This window comes from Halobacillus sp. B29 (assembly GCF_052246755.1).
Lineage (GTDB): Bacteria > Bacillota > Bacilli > Bacillales > Halobacillaceae > Halobacillus > Halobacillus halophilus.
This window is the reverse complement of record NZ_JBQQCM010000005.1, coordinates 1-16604: the sequence shown is the minus strand read 5'-3', so window position 1 is coordinate 16604 and position 16604 is coordinate 1. Positions and strand designations below refer to the sequence as shown.

Annotated in this window: 15 protein-coding genes and 1 pseudogene; 10 read left to right on the top strand and 6 right to left on the bottom strand. The window is 38.8% G+C overall.

Annotated elements, in window-relative coordinates; translation table 11 throughout:
* Positions 1-46 precede the first annotated feature (46 nt).
* The 3 genes and pseudogenes from ACTWP7_RS08005 to ACTWP7_RS07995 all read left to right on the top strand — a co-directional run bounded on the left by ACTWP7_RS08005 (position 47) and on the right by ACTWP7_RS07995 (position 1312).
* A complete protein-coding gene (locus tag ACTWP7_RS08005; RefSeq protein WP_443122736.1) occupies positions 47-238 on the top strand; it encodes an SE1561 family protein in 192 nt (63 codons plus the stop codon).
* Positions 235-867, top strand: a complete 633-nt coding sequence (locus ACTWP7_RS08000) for a hypothetical protein (protein ID WP_443122735.1) — start codon at positions 235-237, stop codon at positions 865-867. The genes ACTWP7_RS08005 and ACTWP7_RS08000 overlap by 4 nt, the downstream gene beginning before the upstream one ends.
* A 4-nt stretch (positions 868-871) precedes the next feature.
* A pseudogene (locus tag ACTWP7_RS07995) lies at positions 872-1312 on the top strand (GNAT family N-acetyltransferase).
* On the opposite strand, the gene ACTWP7_RS07990 reads toward ACTWP7_RS07995, so the two are convergent.
* A complete protein-coding gene (locus ACTWP7_RS07990; RefSeq protein ID WP_443122734.1) occupies positions 1305-2225 on the bottom strand; it encodes a hypothetical protein in 921 nt (306 codons plus the stop codon). The pseudogene ACTWP7_RS07995 and the gene ACTWP7_RS07990 sit on opposite strands and share 8 nt — an antisense overlap.
* Before the next feature lie 180 nt (positions 2226-2405).
* On the opposite strand from ACTWP7_RS07990, the gene ACTWP7_RS07985 reads away from it, so the two are divergent.
* Entirely contained in the window at positions 2406-2852 is a 447-nt protein-coding gene (locus ACTWP7_RS07985; protein ID WP_014644963.1) for an OsmC family protein, read from the top strand.
* A gap of 47 nt (positions 2853-2899) precedes the next feature.
* On the opposite strand, the gene ACTWP7_RS07980 is transcribed toward ACTWP7_RS07985, so the two are convergent.
* On the bottom strand, positions 2900-4561 hold the full coding sequence (locus ACTWP7_RS07980) for a glycoside hydrolase family 13 protein (RefSeq protein ID WP_443122733.1): 1662 nt from the start codon (positions 4559-4561) through the stop codon (positions 2900-2902).
* Positions 4562-5242: 681 nt separating this feature from the next.
* On the opposite strand from ACTWP7_RS07980, the gene ACTWP7_RS07975 reads away from it, so the two are divergent.
* The gene (locus tag ACTWP7_RS07975; RefSeq protein WP_443122732.1) at positions 5243-6499 is read left to right on the top strand and encodes a DNA polymerase IV; all 1257 of its coding nucleotides are present in this window, start codon (positions 5243-5245) and stop codon (positions 6497-6499) included.
* A gap of 177 nt (positions 6500-6676) precedes the next feature.
* Positions 6677-7273, top strand: coding sequence for a CotY/CotZ family spore coat protein (locus tag ACTWP7_RS07970; RefSeq protein WP_443122731.1), 597 nt, complete (start codon positions 6677-6679; stop codon positions 7271-7273).
* A 70-nt stretch (positions 7274-7343) separates the two neighbouring features.
* On the opposite strand, the gene ACTWP7_RS07965 is transcribed toward ACTWP7_RS07970, so the two are convergent.
* Both ACTWP7_RS07965 and ACTWP7_RS07960 read right to left on the bottom strand, forming a co-directional pair.
* On the bottom strand, positions 7344-7715 hold the full coding sequence (locus ACTWP7_RS07965; RefSeq protein WP_443122730.1) for a hypothetical protein: 372 nt from the start codon (positions 7713-7715) through the stop codon (positions 7344-7346).
* Between the two features lie 11 nt (positions 7716-7726).
* A complete protein-coding gene (locus tag ACTWP7_RS07960) occupies positions 7727-8905 on the bottom strand; it encodes a ParM/StbA family protein (protein WP_443122729.1) in 1179 nt (392 codons plus the stop codon).
* Positions 8906-9094: 189 nt separating this feature from the next.
* Here ACTWP7_RS07960 and ACTWP7_RS07955 point away from each other — a divergent pair, with 189 nt between their 5' ends.
* The 4 genes from ACTWP7_RS07955 (at position 9095) to ACTWP7_RS07940 (ending at position 14298) form a co-directional block, all read left to right on the top strand.
* Positions 9095-9919 carry a CsxC family protein gene (locus ACTWP7_RS07955; protein ID WP_443122908.1) on the top strand — a complete coding sequence of 275 codons (825 nt, stop codon included), beginning with the start codon at positions 9095-9097 and terminating at the stop codon, positions 9917-9919.
* 256 nt (positions 9920-10175) lie between these two features.
* On the top strand, positions 10176-10946 hold the full coding sequence (locus ACTWP7_RS07950) for a CsxC family protein (protein ID WP_443122728.1): 771 nt from the start codon (positions 10176-10178) through the stop codon (positions 10944-10946).
* 71 nt (positions 10947-11017) lie between these two features.
* A complete protein-coding gene (locus ACTWP7_RS07945; protein WP_443122727.1) occupies positions 11018-12664 on the top strand; it encodes a hypothetical protein in 1647 nt (548 codons plus the stop codon).
* A 1058-nt stretch (positions 12665-13722) separates the two neighbouring features.
* A complete protein-coding gene (locus ACTWP7_RS07940; RefSeq protein WP_443122726.1) occupies positions 13723-14298 on the top strand; it encodes a hypothetical protein in 576 nt (191 codons plus the stop codon).
* Between the two features lie 63 nt (positions 14299-14361).
* On the opposite strand, the gene ACTWP7_RS07935 is transcribed toward ACTWP7_RS07940, so the two are convergent.
* Together ACTWP7_RS07935 and ACTWP7_RS07930 are read right to left on the bottom strand one after the other, a co-directional pair.
* Complete coding sequence (locus ACTWP7_RS07935; protein ID WP_443122725.1) at positions 14362-15561, bottom strand: tyrosine-type recombinase/integrase; 1200 nt, start codon at positions 15559-15561, stop codon at positions 14362-14364.
* A 41-nt stretch (positions 15562-15602) separates the two neighbouring features.
* Positions 15603-16082 carry an ImmA/IrrE family metallo-endopeptidase gene (locus ACTWP7_RS07930; RefSeq protein WP_443122724.1) on the bottom strand — a complete coding sequence of 160 codons (480 nt, stop codon included), beginning with the start codon at positions 16080-16082 and terminating at the stop codon, positions 15603-15605.
* Positions 16083-16604: the final 522 nt, after the last annotated feature.

Genomic DNA, 16604 nt, shown 5'->3' with positions numbered 1-16604 from the left:
TCAGAGAAAGGTAAAATAGAAGTAAATCATTGGGGAGGGGAAAGATATGGGGAAAGCTGCACAACATCCGTCAGATCAATTTCATTACATAAAAAACAGAATCAAAATGTTGAATCAAGTTGTGTCTTCGATGGATGCAGATGAAGTGGATATGGACGACTTCAACAGAATATTAGAGATGATTCAACAGCTGCAAATTAAAATGGAGCGTTTCAAAAAAGACTGGGATCAGAAATGAAGACAAGGCAGATGGTGTTTTTTCTGGTTTGGGCAGGGTTTATTCTCTATGCTTGGATGGTCGCTCCAAACGGAAATGATGGTTACTTAAATCAGTTGATCCGTATGAATGATCCTGATCCATTGCTTTTGACTGTTTTTAGCCTGCTTGGTCTGTTTCCAATCACGTTTATGATTCTTTTGCTGACTCACGATAACAGCCGTATCCCGGCCTGGCCTTTTGCTGCTGGTTCGTTTATATTGGGAGCATTTGCACTTCTCCCTTTTTTCTTCTTATCTACTGCAGAGAAGAACCGCAGCGACCGAATACCCAGTACACTAAAAAGAGTGTTAAATGCTGTTTATTTCCATGTATTACTGATGGTCAGTACTACTATGCTTATCATTTTCGGACTTCTGCAGGGTGATTTCACTTTTTATGCCCAAGCCTTCAAAACCTCTCAATTTGTACATGTTATGACCATTGATTTATTTGTCCTGACAGGACTGAGTATCTATACGCTTCATTGGGATCAACAGAAAACAGGCGTTCAAAACAAAAGCTTTTTATGGGGGGCTCTTCCCGTCATTGGGGTAATGGTTTACTTAGTGCAGAATAAGGATCAAAGGAGGCAAAAGATTGAAGGTTAAGCCAATGCCGCAAGTAGAAGCGGAAATCATTGCTAACTGGAAATACTCTGGAATTTATAGTTTTTATGACATGACAGCAGATGAAGAGGACTACCAAGAGTTCATTATTGAGGAAACGAGAGGTGAGCATGCTTTTAGAGTGTATGAAAGGGGAAAATTAATTGGTTTTTAATCCCTGACTCCCGTTGAATCAGAGACCGTCGACTTAGGTTTAGGCTTGCGTCCTGATATGACAGGACAAGGAATAGGCGGGTCATTCCTGCAAAAAGCTCTTGATTATGCTGAGATGCATTATGGAGCCCGCTCGTTTACTTTGTCTTTTGCCACATTTAACGAAAGGGCAATCCGAGTTTATAAAAATGCTGGTTTTAAAGTTATTCACACGTTTATGCAGCCGACAAATGGAAGTGAATATGAATTTGTAAAAATGAGAAAAACTAGCTGACTACCCTGTCATAAGATGAAATCCATTGTAAGGCTTCAAGTGTAAGTACACCCTGCCATTCCTGTTTCGCTTTACGCCAAACATCTTCGGAGTTTTCCCACTTCCAGGCTGGTTCAATATAAGGCTGGGCCTCCAGACATTCTATTATGTAATCGAGATGACCCGCTATCGCGTTTGAAGAGATATCTACATCCAGACTATTTGGCGTAGGCTTAAACTGCAAAGGGAGGGGAACATAATTTTTCCACTCTTCTTGATTTAAAGTCACTAGCTGACGTACACCCTTCTTTAACTTCGCGTGAATTTCCTGATTCATGCAGGAAGGATGCATTCTGAAAAAACGCAGATAACAAAAAACTTCATGTTCCGATTCAAAAGTATCAAGGGAAAGTAAGTGCTTTATTGATAAACTGACAAGCTGATCTACATTCAGCTTTGAAGCTTCATCTTTATATGCCAGAAGGTAACCGATAATCTCAGCGGATGGATTTCCCCAATTGTCGTCGATCCATGAAGTTCCATTTTCGTGTACCGTCCACCAGAAGGCATGAGGATAAAGATTCACTTCAGGAGGCACAGCAAGCCATCCTTGACGTTCTTTATTGAAAGACTGTTCAAAGTACTTGAGCGCTTCACTGATCATCTCCCGAGCTTCAGGGTAATGATCTATGGAACATAAAATCTGTAAAGCTACAGAAGAAGCCATGGGAGAGGAATCAGGAAGCCGGAAATCTGCCTCCAGTCCGTGACCGAACCCCCCATCTTGATTCTGATAGGCATGTAAGGCTTTTACAATAGCTTGCTCCGTGCCGTTGTCAAAAAGATACGAGCAGCGTGCTTGTTCAAGGTCACGAGCGTTTGTAAGGATATAATCTTTAGCAGCCTCAAATGCCTTTTTGGATAGATATTTCATATAGATTCCCCCTTTTTGTAGTTATTCGTTCTGAGAAGGGAATATTCCTGTGTAAGCATTATAGTTCCACAGAGCATAATAAGTCTTTTACAATGGAAATGATCACACTGTAAGATCAACACGGATATTTAAAACAATCTTATAATAAAAACAGTGTTAAACAGAAGGGAGAGGTTTAAATTGACATGGCATCACTTTCATTTGAAAGCTGAATGGCCTGGAGGTCGTAACGAAGTTGGAACAATAGAGGCAGACAAACTAAAGACCCAAATATCCATTCCTAAAGAAATGGACGGGCCAGATGTAGGCACAAACCCTGATGAAATGCTGTTAGGCGCTGCGGCAACTTGTTATATTATTACGCTTGGTGCAATGGTTGAGAGAGCAGGATTACCGCTCAAAGAGATGAGCATGGACTCAGAAGGGATTGTGGACGTAACCGACGGAGTGATCACATATAATAAAATCATTCACAAGCCGCGTGTGCTTTTGAAGTCCGAAGCTTCCGATAAAGATATGGATAAGTTGACTAAGCTGGTTGAAAAAGCTGAGAAGAGCTGTATGATTTCAAGAGCAATTGAAGGAAATGTAGCCCTTGAATTACAGCCATCACTTGGAAGAGACTAACAAAGAAAAGAAGAGAGTGAACGTGACACGTTCACTCTCTTCTTTGTTTATTGATTCATAATATAAACTCTTGCCTCAAAAGGACGGAGAGTGAACGACGTTATATCCTCGTGGGATTCCGTGTCGTAATTCGATAATATTAAATGATCACTAGAGAGAGCGTAATTTGATTCAAAATCGGCTTCGTCTGAGGTTAGATTTGTAATAATAAGCGCCACTTTATTTTCCAGTATTCTTGTATAAGCATAAATTTGAGTATCTTCTTCTAACAGTAGATCATAGATTCCATAAGTGAAAAGGGGATACTGTTTTTTTAGAGAAATCATTTGTTTATAATAGTTTAGAACTGAGTCGGATCGTCCGAGCTGGTCTTTTACGTTAATTTCCTTGTAATTAGGATTAATTTTTATCCAGGGAGTTCCGCTTGTGAAACCTGCCTTGGGCTGGTCATTCCACTGCATCGGCGTCCGGCTGTTGTCACGGGAGGTGCTCCAAAGAATCTCCATGATCTCTTTATGAGAGGCTCCCTGAGCTTTCTTCTTTTTATAAAGATTTTTGGCCGCAACATCGTCATAGTCTTCGAGAGAAGGAAAGGCGACGTTGGTCATTCCGATTTCCTGTCCCTGATAGATAAAAGGAGTGCCCTGCATCAGAAAATACATCGTACCAAAAGAAGTGGCACTTTCTTTCCAATACTGCTCGTCATCTCCCCATGTGGAAACGACGCGGGCTTTATCGTGATTCTCAATGAATAGAGCATTCCAGCCATCATCTTCCAATGCTTTTTGCCAACGTGTTAAAGCTTTCTTTAAGCCGACAACATCAAGCTTGTCATCTCCATCTTTATTCCAGAGATCCAAGTGTTCAAACTGGAATACCATATCCATTTTCCCGTTTTCACCGACCCATAGATTTGCTTCTTCAGCACTTACTCCGTTTGCTTCGCCTACGGTCATGACGTCGTAGTTAGCATACGTCTTATTTTTAAACTCCTCAAGGAACTCGTGGATCCCTTCCTGGTTCATGTGCATATCAAAAGAAGAAACGTATTCTTCGCCTTCCGGGTTAGGCATATCCGGAAGGTCCGGACGTTTTTTTATGTGGCTGATCGCATCGATACGGAATCCATCAATTCCTTTCTCGAGCCACCAGTTCACCGTATCATATAACTCTTCGCGTACTTCTTCATTCTCCCAATTCAAATCCGGCTGCTTTGTGGAAAACACATGAAGGTAATATTGACCTGATGCTTCATCATATTCCCAGGCTGATCCTTCAAAAATACTTTCCCAGTTATTTGGTTCTTTTCCGTCTTTAGGGTCACGCCAAATATACCAATCACGTTTGGGGTTATTTTTAGACTTACGCGACTCGACGAACCATGGATGCTCATCGCTGGTATGGTTGAGTACGAGATCAATGATTAATTTCATATCCCGCTTATGAACTTCCTTTAATAACCGGTCAAAGTCGTCCATTGTACCGAATTCTTCGAGGATATCTTTGTAATCGGAGATATCGTATCCGTTGTCATCCTTCGGGGATTTGTACATGGGGCAGATCCAAATAAAATCGATTCCTAAATCTTTCAGATAATCGAGTCGTTCGATCATTCCTTGTATATCACCAATACCGTCTCCATTTGAATCTTGAAAACTTCGCGGGTACACTTGATAGCCTACAGCTTCCTTCCACCAAACACGTTCCATATCCATCCCTCATTTCTTCTAAATTTAATGCTATGAAGACAGGTTCTTTTAAACTATTGTACATGAAAAAGAAAGAATGAGTAATTAAAGTAATTAGTAGTGCAACCGATTGCACTACTAATTACTACACTGCTTAACTTTTATTGAAGAATTATTTTCACGTAAAAATAGAAATCAATTGTGCAACCGTTTGCCTTTTCAGTAATTATATAGTATCTGATTTTCTTTACTTTGACAATAGCTGGTGAATGGACTTCTTTACTGTTGTTGGTTCGTTTCAATCTATTTTAAAACAGCAAATCAAGTAGGAATTTTTCTTCTGTCTTTTATATAAAGTAGCGGTTGGTTTTAAGACGAAAGGACAGTCTCGCGCTATTACAAGTGGTGTACCATGGAGAACTCTTTATTACCATCTGGAGAATTTTGATGGATGGATAACACGTACCAAGCCTTGTCTTTTCCTGCTGTGATGCCTAATCGTCTAATCCATACCCCCGCATATGGATTATTTTGTTATTCGTCTTTTTACAGTGTAAATAATCACCAAACGCTTAAAATAGGTAAGAGTATATTTCTGCTGTATGTTTTATATGGTCCTAAAATATATAGGCGATTAGAATCCTTTACATCATAATAATATTTCCTTATAATAAGAACAAACGTTCGTGTGGAGTGGTGAGAGTGGATTATCAAGGATATCCGCGAAACGATGTGCTTTGTATAGATATGCGCAGTTTTTATGCAAGTGTAGAATGTATGAAAAGAGGGCTGGACCCTAAAAAAGCGTTATTGGCGGTGGTAGGGGACACTACACGAAGAGGAAGTATTGTTCTCGCTGCTTCTCCCACGCTGAAACGAAAGTATGGAATCAGTAACGTCAGCAGGTATTTTGAACTGCCTGACGACCCCAGTTTAATTATTGCACCTGCGCACATGGGAGATTACCTCGAAGTATCTGTGGAAATTACCAAAATGATCAGGAATTATGTTCCTCAGCAGGCTATCCACGTGTACTCGGTGGACGAATTGTGGGTCACCATTAATGGATTAAATAAGCTGTATGGAAGCCCGTATGAAATCGCTCATATGCTTCAATTTGAGATAAGAGAGCAATTCGGCATAGAATCTGTGATTGGAATTGGGGATAACAAATTTCTTGCCAAAGTCGTGATGGACATTCATGCGAAAAAGGCAGAAGACGGAATTGCAGAATGTCGATATGAAGACGTAGAAGCAAAGCTTTGGCCGTATGATATTCATGACGTATGGGGAATTGGCTCAAGAATGACAAAAAATTTAAACCGAATGGGAATTTTGACACTTGGAGACTTAGCTCGTCACCCCTTAAAGTATCTGAAGAAAAATTTCGGCATCATGGGAGAGCAATTATACTGGCATGCCTGGGGGGTTGACCTGAGTCCTGTATATGGCAATTTTGTGAAGACAGAGCAGAAATCTTATGGCCATGGAATTACGTTATTAAGAGATTATGAAAAAGAGGAAATTTATGCCTGCCTGCTTGATTTATGCGAGGAAGCTTGCCGCCGCGCAAGAACCGATGATAAGGAAGGCAGGACGGTGCACCTGGGAATAGGATATTCGAGTGAAACAGGAGGAGGTTTCAGCCGGTCCATGTCTGTACAGTCTCCGACTAATATAACAGGGGATATGTATCAAGTATGCTTGAAGCTTTTTCAGCGTTTTTACGATGGGAAAAGTAAGATTCGGCGAGCATCGGTTGCTTTAACCAACTTGAATCATGGCTGTGATGTTCAGCTTAGCTTATTTAATAACGAACCTAAGAAGAAGGATTTAGCGGACGTTATGGACCGGATTCGTGATGAATACGGTTCTACAGCTGTCCTTAGAGCGAGCAGTTATACAAGCGGTGGTATCACTATCGAGCGAAGCAAAAAAATTGGCGGTCACTATGCATAGGTTCACTATGATCATGCCATTGGTTTATGGTGATAGATAATCCGGAGCTAGTGAAGCTATAACGGTATTTGTAGAGCCAAGAGTCTGTTTTTTCATTCCTGGTAGGCGTAGTTATTACGCGAAGTAGATTCTTCAGCGTATACTATCTTAAACCTTTGGAGGAGTGAGAAAACAAACATGTATTTTAAAGATCATGAATACGAAAGTTATGATCAGCACCGGAAAGACGATAATAAAAGAGATTGCGGCTATCACAAAAAAGAGAATCATAAAAAAAGCAGACACTATGAAAACTGTGTGGCCGATGTATTGGAAGCTATACTAGCTGCTCAAAAGAAAGCGGATAAAGATAATAGCTGTCACACTTCCTGTAAACAGTCTATAGTAGATTTACTTGGGGAAGAGAAGAAAGTTAAGAAAAACACGATTCCATTTATTTTGTATTGTGGGTGTGACCCTTATAAAGGTACAGGGGTTACCACTTACCATTGCCACTCGAAAAAAACAAAGTTCAAATGTGTAAACTCTTTTATTTTCAAGGTTAAAGACATTGAAAAAGAATGTGCTGTGCTCGAATTACTCGTCTTCAAATCAGATCTGAAGCAGTCCAATGATCATGGGGAGAAATGCCACAGTAAAGAAGGGCATTCTGCTTGCGGTCAGATCGATCATAAAGAGGTGGAAGACCTAACAGGAACTGGTATTTGCATTACGGTTGATTTGTCATGCTTCTGTTCAATTACCTGCCTACCGGCCATTCATTTACGTCACTAAATCATCATTATATTAAAAAGCAAAGAAGAAGGTAATCCTTGCCAGGCTACCTTCTTACATAAACAAATATTTACCCTCCAAATGCCTCTAAAACATCTTCGATTTCCTTTGCTCCGACTTCTCTTGATGGAGTGAATTTACTCCCGACAGAGGTTCTATCCATATAATGAATTCCGCTACTTCCGGCTTTAAGCATCCTTTTTATTTCTAATAATTCCTGCAAAACTTCGTCGGCAGGACCTTGGTGATTAGGAGTGGCACTTAAATAACTGGTAAGAGCTGAAATCATAAAGTGCTGCAGTGTATTATTCCTGGAATGGTACTCAAGCTGCTCAATGATGGAAGGAGAAACGAGGCGAGTTTCCCCTGTCTTAACATCAATAAAACTGTCAGGAATAGTTAGAACAGTTTGATTAAAATAATCTCTGTATATTCTTGACATTTTATCACCCTCTATTTTTTAGCGGTCGCATATTCCTTTTCCTTACTGAGCAGACGCATTTTTGCAAGAATCATTAATCCCTGAACGTTTAATTTAACCATATCTTCCGGGAACAACAAGTCAATCGGACGTCCTCGCTCACTCCATTTAACAGCAGCTTCTTTAATTTGCCGTTGCGCAATGTCAGCTGCTCCCCCTACCGCAATATATCTTACAGCTCCATTAATTTCGTTTGAATTGCTTCGTACCCGGTCAAAGTGTTCCAAATATTTAATGGCCATAGATTTGAGCTGGGGAATAATATATTTACTTATATCTTTTTTTACGCCGGCAAAAGGCTCTACATACCATTCCGACTGTCCAGCAGCTAATTTCTCCTCCAGCTCTGACCGTGAATTAAATTTGTAGAGCTCATTTTTACTGACTTTTTGAATGATATTATCAAGAAATTGATTAATTCCAAACTGTTCGCCTTCCACAGATGCGACAGGCTTACTATTTTTAATTCCTACAAAGTCAACGGAATCACCGCCTAAATCTCCGATAATAATTCCTTTTTGGGAGTCTTTAGCAAGCGATTCATTGGTAACATTCAATGAATGAGGATCACGCGTCAAACTCAGGTAGGCCAGGGCTCCCTCAGCACCTACAATGACATCTTCAATATGCACTTTTACAGCTACTTCTTTTGGCTCAAGCATCCCGGGGACTTTATGGAATATCACCGTGTGAACACCTTTTAAGCGTTCCTTGAATACATCCTTTTTCTCCTTATACTGTGTTGTTGGAAGGGAAACAGCTAATTGGTCAATGTGGTAATTAATTTCCGCTTTAGTCGGGTCAGAGATCAGGGCATGATAAGCAGCTATCGAATGTAAAAGAATATAAGTACGATCTTCATCAATTTTTTGATTGTTAAAAGAAGTAAGACTAACATTTCGCTGTTTCATGGCTGACTTGCCGACGTAGTAAATTTCCCGCTTGTCAACGATGGCCGGACTTTTAATTTCTACGATTAAATTTTCCTCAAAGTCTACATCTTCTTCATCGTAGGGTTTTTCGTAAAATTCTTCATCAAATAAAGCAAGTGCGTTTGGTAATTGATACTCCACCAATTCTCCATTATCTGAAGCCATAACTTTATACCAGCTATTTCCTAAGTCAACCGCAAAGATGTTCTTATGCGTCATTTGATCGACCTCCTGATGGGCTAGCCTATGCCAAGTGGGCAGGGAAGGGTGCGCGTACAACCGAAACTTCTTGAAAAAATCAATACTGCATAGGTTTTTATATTACTTTCTATTTTTTCTTTTCTATTATCCCTATTAAATTCCACGTTTAGACTGATTCATCTATCTATGCTTAGTAAGTAGAAGTGCATAGAATACAGTGAGGTAAAAAATAAAGGAGGAAAAAAAGTGAGTAATAAAAAACATCACTACCACGATTGTGTGGACCTTAATAAATCCGCTTCTATTGAACAATGTATGAATGAGGAAACGGACACACCTGTAACACCTGGAGGTACGCGTTTAGTTAGAATTCCTGTGAACTTAGGAGATTTCAATGTCACTACTCATATGGTGGCTAACATTGAGTTTCCATATCCTGTTTCAGAGATTAAAGACATTAAGAAAAGAGTTGTTATTCTTCAGTGCCGCCTTATGACTCGTACATCTGCCAGTCCAGATGATCAATTCAGCAGTGGGCCATTCCCATTATTCATTAAAGGGTATGTACGCAAAAACATTCAGTATGCTTCCCCTTGTTATAATGAAGCAGGAGAATGCGTGTCCTCAGAAATGAAATCACTAACTGTTAAAGTACCGTTTGAGTGCATGACGAGTGTAAATCTTGATTCACCTGCTCAATTGCCTGTTACGAATACGCGAAGCGAGTTCGACTTTTTCAGAGCTCAGGATCTTGGAAAAGGCTTCCCTGAAAAGGATAAGTTTCTATCGAGTGACATTTCCCAGTTTCATCAAACCAGTACGGCAGCCTACAATTCTCTTCCGTATTGTGAATTGTTGGCACACGAAATAGTAGAATGGGATGAAGCTACAGACAGACACTCTCATCATTATGGCTATAGTCACAGCCCTGTAGCGGAAGGCCACTTTCATCATATAGTTGAAAAAATGATGGTTACTTTTACAGTGAGTGTTTTACAGGAACAGCAAGTTCGTATTACCGCCCTGCCTTAGATCATACTTTGAAAATAATCACCCTTATACATGTGTAAGGGTGATTAATTGTGTTCCATATTAACGAGCAGCACGAGGGAAGAGGGGGCGCTCGTTTTATTGATAATTGAACAAGCGTGAATAAAAAATTATCTCCAAATAATTCCTCTCAAACTAAGGGCTATAGCCTATACTACAAATCAGAATTCAGACTTTCGCCCAAACATAGTGATCTGCCCCACATACGATGTACTATAATTTTTGAGGAGGAAATCAAATGACTGATTCACACAAAGATTTACACAAGGATTCCCATCATTATGATTGTAAGGGGTCTTCCAATATCAAATCCTGTCAAAACCATTCCGTTACACCAAGCGTCAGTATTGGAAAAATTTTCACTAAAGTTCCTGTGGTTCTGGCAGAACTCGATTTGCAGATAAATATAAATGAAACCATTACTTTTCCTGAACCAGTACTAGAAATTAAAGACATTAAGAAACGAGTCATCCTTACTCAATGTCGATTATTGCTTCCAACTCATAAGTTATTTGTTAAAGGATTTGTGCGAAAAAACATTCAATATGCCAGTCCGTGTCATGAGATTGAACATAGTACACATCACTCAGTCGCTTCTGATTTACATTCCTACACGGTAGATATTCCATTCGACTGTGTAACAGAAATCAAGGATTTTCTGTCGATGCCGGTCATGCCTAAGCTGAATGATCGCCAGGAGTTTGACTTTGCGGTATCGAAGTCTCTACCTTCAGGGTACCCGGAAAAAGATCAACTGTTATCCAGTGATCTCTCGCAATTTCACCAGGAGAGCTCCCAGTTCTACAATGAGCTTGCGTACTGTGAATTAGTTTCCAGTAAGATCATTGAATGGGATGAAGCGCTGGATCGACTGCCTCTTCATGGGCCCGCTTCTTTTTACGAAGGCTGTTTCACCAAATTAGAAGAAAAAATGGTATTGGATATACGTTTGAAAGTCCTGCAAGACCAGCAAATACGTGTTGCTTCTACTACGAATGATCCTTGCTGAACCTTTTTATCCTAAGTATAAAGAAAGGAGGGGCGGAAAGGAGGCTGGAATACAGCACCTTTCAAGGGTATATGAAAAGGGATAAAAACACGTTTATTCAAAAGCAAAGTAACCCCAATCTTTCAAGAAGGAAACTCAAAACTGCCCCAAGTGAATTCGAGAACGATTTTATAGAAGCACATCGTAAGCCCCGCCCTAAAGAGAAAAAGATTGAAGCACGACAGTACTCAAAAAAGAACCATATCTATTCTCCTCAGGGTAAAGAAGAACTGCGTCCTGTTATTTCTTCGCCGCCAGAGGTATTTGACCAAGAGTTAAAGGAAGTACCTGAGCATGAAAAGATGACTGAAAGAAAAATAAAAAGTACAAAGAAAAAAGCAGACACTGCCTCTGAAATGAGAAAACGTCTTTCCTCAAACCGAAGAGAATATTTTAACAACCTGAAGAAAACCATAGCTTTGAATGATCATGAAACCGCTCCGCCAATGCAAGAGGATCTGGCTGCACGTTCCAATGAAAATGAGTTTGGCTGGAGGGGGAAGATGGATCCAGTAAAAAATAAATCTTTTGATACTAGTGATCAAACCGGGTCGTTATTAAAAGAATTTATTTCTATGTTAGGGGAATCACCATCAATGGAAATAAGTTCTCAGTCTTTTGAGCATAGAGATCCACAGCAGGAAAACACTTTTGGAGAAGATTACTCCATGCTAAAGGATATTGTTTCATCGATTGAGAAAGAGTCTTCTAATGAATACGTTAGTTTTAAAAACCACTATGTATCTCAAATGGAAAGCAGCCAGTCAGCTGATATGTACCTTAATGCAGACCAAGATTTAGACGATAATCATGACCTCTATAGAGAAATTTCTTACATGCTCTCAGAAGAGTCTTCATCAGAAAGTTCGCCTGTAATTGAAGAGTTAGATTTAGAATCCTCTTCCTCCCTGGAGCAGACGCTTTCATTTTCCCCGGATGAATATGAGGAAGATCCAATCGTTGATTTAACAGGTATCCTCCCCCTGTCTTATGGATTTTCGGATATTCTAAAGCGTGAATTCTGCCCTCCCTTTCTGACCACAAAACTAAAAGAAATGGAGACTTTACCAGAAAACGGTCTGCAGGAAGTTCCGTCAAAAGAATATGAACAGACGATTGTAAGGACTGGTTCAATAGTTGCGGAAGAAAGGCAGCCTCTTCTAATTAAGGCACCTGTAGTGCTTGCCAGGCTGAACGTTGACATCCACATCCTGGAATATTTGAATCACATGGATGACATCCTGGAATTTCTAAACTTAGACTGTAAACTATCTTCTGTAAAAACCCATGTGCTTCCACACTCATCTACAGTGTTCCTAAGCGGAATATTTGCGGTTGATATTCATTATGTAAGTGATCCTCATAAACGAACGGTCCGGATTTTAAAGCAGTCAATTGCCTGGGATAAAGTAGTGAAGGTAAACTGGCTTAACCTACCTATGCTTTCCAAAATGGAAAAAGAAACGTACTCATTTGTTTCGGATAATGGGATTGAGTCAACTCATTATGAATACAATCAAGGTTATGTGAGTCCAATCACAGATCAATTACAAAACAGTTATTTTGTTTGGCATACAGATAGTACTGAGGGGCATCGCGCACGTGAACGATCTTTACAGGGAAGTGCACAAATAAAAATCGATTTATTACAGGAGCAATATATTCCTATATTATTATAATTATTTGATAGTACAACGTAAGAGGAGCTTCTATTAAGATGCTCCTCTTTTTTTAATCATTATGTAGAAGTGAAGAACTCAGCTTGGCAATGATTAGATGCTTGTTCTTCAAAGAGAATCTCAAATAAGGTCATCGGCTAAATTTTTATCTCACGGATAAACGTTGATAGGGCATGATTTACTGAAGAATGACTTCGGAGAGGTAGTTGGTGAAATGCTCTGCTGATTATAATGCTTTTCATGTGCGGTACATGTAGTTGGTAAATTTTTGAAGAGGGACGAATATGACTAAATTGTCCATATAGTGTAAGCAAAGGGAAATTCATAATGGGCAATAGATTTGTGCAATTATATTTCATGCTATTTTCGTAATAACTTAGAGCTGTTTGTATATCTGCTTTTATGCATTCTTGATAAAGTAATGATTGATCCTTTTCATGAACTTGGTGAGATTTAGCAAGATGCTTACACAAAAATTTGTTATTTCCACTTTTTAATAATGCTAGTCCTAAATAATACTGCATTCTTAAAAGAAAAGTATTAACTTCTGGGAACCCGCCTGAAAGAACGAGCGCTTTAATTCTATCAGGGTATGTGATGGCAAACGCTTGAGCAATGTCTCTATATATGGCATGGTGATCGGCCTCCCATTTTCTTTTATTATTCACACACGAATTGTTAACATACAGACAAATGGGGAGAAGAAACGTGTTTATATATGTCAAGAGCAGACGGCTCAACTCATGGTTAGATGGGTGAGGTTCAAGAAATAAACCTAAAGAATTGCGAGTTTGCGTCATTTCATATATATTTATAGTAATACAACAGAATACAGAGTCCTTCGGGGTCGGGTGAAAGCACCTCGAAATGATTTGTTAAATAAAGAGCCACAAACCTTGATATATAAGGGTTTGTGGCTTTCGTGTTTTATAGGTTTTTTCGAGTTGTTGACGGATTGTTGACGAATTAAGAATTCTTACATCATATTGACTATAGAAAATAAGTTTTATGATAGTATGAACTAAAAAGGTTTAGTTGGATAATTATAGGAGGGGCAGATGGGAGATTGGCTACAGTATTTAGGTGGACTATGGGGGATTATGGGAACTTTACTTGGTGTATTCCTAACAAGGTATTGGAACCAAAAGGATATTAATAATAAAGCATGGAAAATCATCTTTGATGAAGTGAGTCCCAATAATGCTCTCTTGGAAAGATGGATAAAAAGGTTAGAAGATGAAAAGGAATGGTTAGTACACGGTAAGTACTATGTGGAACCTTTAACTCCGTTATATGTAGGTTACTGGCAGATGGTTCTGCATAACCAACCCAAAATTGATGTAGAATTGCTTCATGAGTTAAGGGTTTTATCCTATAAGTTAGAAGAATTAAGTTATATTAGTAAATACAGGGAGCAAGTTAAAATTAGCGGTTTTTCTCCTATGGATATAACGGATAACATTCTTCAGTATAATAAAATACTGTTGCGAAAAGCTAATGAATGCTTAATAGATAATAATAATGTGACCAATAAAGTTGAGCAAAAGATATTAGAAATTGAGATGAGAGAGAATCGTGTTAATGTACTTATAAATAAATTATTGAGTGTTTATGAAAATGACGTTTATAATTGAGTCACAAATTATTAATGTATTTATCAACTTAATTTGTTAAAAAAGCCACTGCTTCAGTGGCTTTTAATGGGTTTTTTTGTAATTTGGATTGTATTTATCGAATTTCTCAGCGGTCGATCGACTAACCTTTTTAGTTAAATGCCCATAAACATCTGAAGTAATCTTACTACTTGAGTGACCAGCTCGTTGTTGAATAGCTTTTAGAGCAGCACCTTCCTCAATTAATAGCGTAACCATGGTGTGACGAAGATCGTGCAAGCGAACATTCTTTATATTGTACTTCTTTCTAATTTCACTCCATTTTCTTGTAGCTGAAGCCGGCCAATAAGGTTTTCCTTCACCACTATGAAATATAAATTCAAAGCCCTCTCCTTGCCATTCAGCACCTAATTGTAGTTTCTCCTCTCTATACTCCAATTTGTGCTCTTTTAGCAACTCCATGTACCAGGAAGGCATTGGAACGTGGCGGGAATATTCATTAGTTTTGGTGCTTTTTATGTGGGGCTTCCCATTTTCGAAAGCGGGAATGCTGTTAGTTATGATGATTTCTTCATTCTCAAAATCAATGTCAGACCATTGTAAAGCAATTAGTTCACCTCTTCTGAATCCGCCAATAGTAGCAGTCAGAAAATATAGCCTCCAGTGGGATGGTTCATTCTGCAAAGCCTCGAATAAATTATGAACCTCGTCACCTTCAAGAAATTTCATTTCCTTGCGTTTAATCTTAGGGCGTCTAAGATCAGAGAGGGGACTTTTCGAGATTATTCTCCATTCAACTGCCTTATTGAATAACACTCTCAAGGTTTTATCAATCTCATATAGAGTGCTATCTGATAATCCTTCTCTTTTACGCTTAGAAGCTTCAGGCTTAGAGACCTCATTCATAAAGTTGACAATGTGAATGGGTTTAACTTCTGATACTTTCATATGTCCGAGAAAGGGGAGGATATAATTGTTAAGCTTTTCTTCGTAGTTTTGGCAGGTACGTAGAGCCAAGTTCTTTACTGCATGTTTCTCAAGCCAGTCCTCTTTAAAAGCTGCTATCGTTTTTTTCTCAGGAGCAATATATTCTCCGGCTTGTACTTCCATTTCAAACTTTACTAATTCTTGGTTTAAATGGTTCTCTAATTTACGCTTTGTTTTTAAAAGAGATTCTTCTACACGTATTGTTTTTGTTCTTCGAATCCTTCTCCCTTTAGCATTGTAGCCAGCTTCAACAATAAGCAAAAAAGAATTTCCACCTCTTTTTTGATAGCTTGCCATAGATCCCACCTCCTAACTTTATTCTAATAATCTGTAAGGAATCACTTGGTACAACCTGAAAGCCTGATAATCTTAATAAGACGCTCTTCACATAATTCATAAGAAACTCCAAAGTCGTGAGCCCATCGTTCGATAAGCTCAGACTCATTAAAGTCATAATTCATAATCATATGATGAGGAAGAGCAGCATAGAGCGTGAAATGGTTAGCATCTCGCTCCTGGAGCTCTCTGAAGGCATCTAAAAGCATTGTTTGTTTTCCTACATGCCTTACAGCGTGACAGAGTTCATGGAAGAACTGCTCACGCTGAGTTGCTTTATCAAGAGTAGAATTAATGACGATTTCTTTGTACCGTCCAAACCGTGTGTAATGTGATGCGAATGGTTTATATTTGACGAAGATTTCGTAGTGCATGGCTATTTTAGGTAGTATTAATTCATTTGGGTAGTGAAAATTGCGATCTAAGTACCAATTGGTTACCCAGTCCTCTAGTGCTGTTGTAGTGTATTGTGGAAAATTCATACGATTCACCTTCCTTAAAAACATTATACGAACAAACGTTCCTGTTTTGCAAATGGAATTATAACTCTCAATAGAGTGGCCATGGTTGAAAATAAATCAAATATAATTGGATGTATTGGTACTGAAGTAGAAAAGGAGTTTCTTGTAGTTTACTGTGAAAAACGGGGTGAAAAAATCAAAGTTAAAGTCCAATGATGATATCCTGAACTGCTATTAAATATTTGAGAGTATCCATCATAAGCTAAATGAAGTCACAATATACAAGATGATGGTGGTAAGGGATTTATTTCCAATAATTTAAACCTATGATACCCTTAGGTTATCTACTTCTTTTAAGATTTAGAAGTCGAATTTTGCTCCCTCAGGGATAGTTATCTCGAAACTGAGTCTTTCGCTAAACCAGCTAATAGTTTGTCAACATTTTTCAATAAAAACTTAAGGTAACCCATGTTATACTAAAAATGCGCATGGCAAATAACCTTCCTCAAATGTTTGATTGGAAGGTTTTGTATTATTTAGATG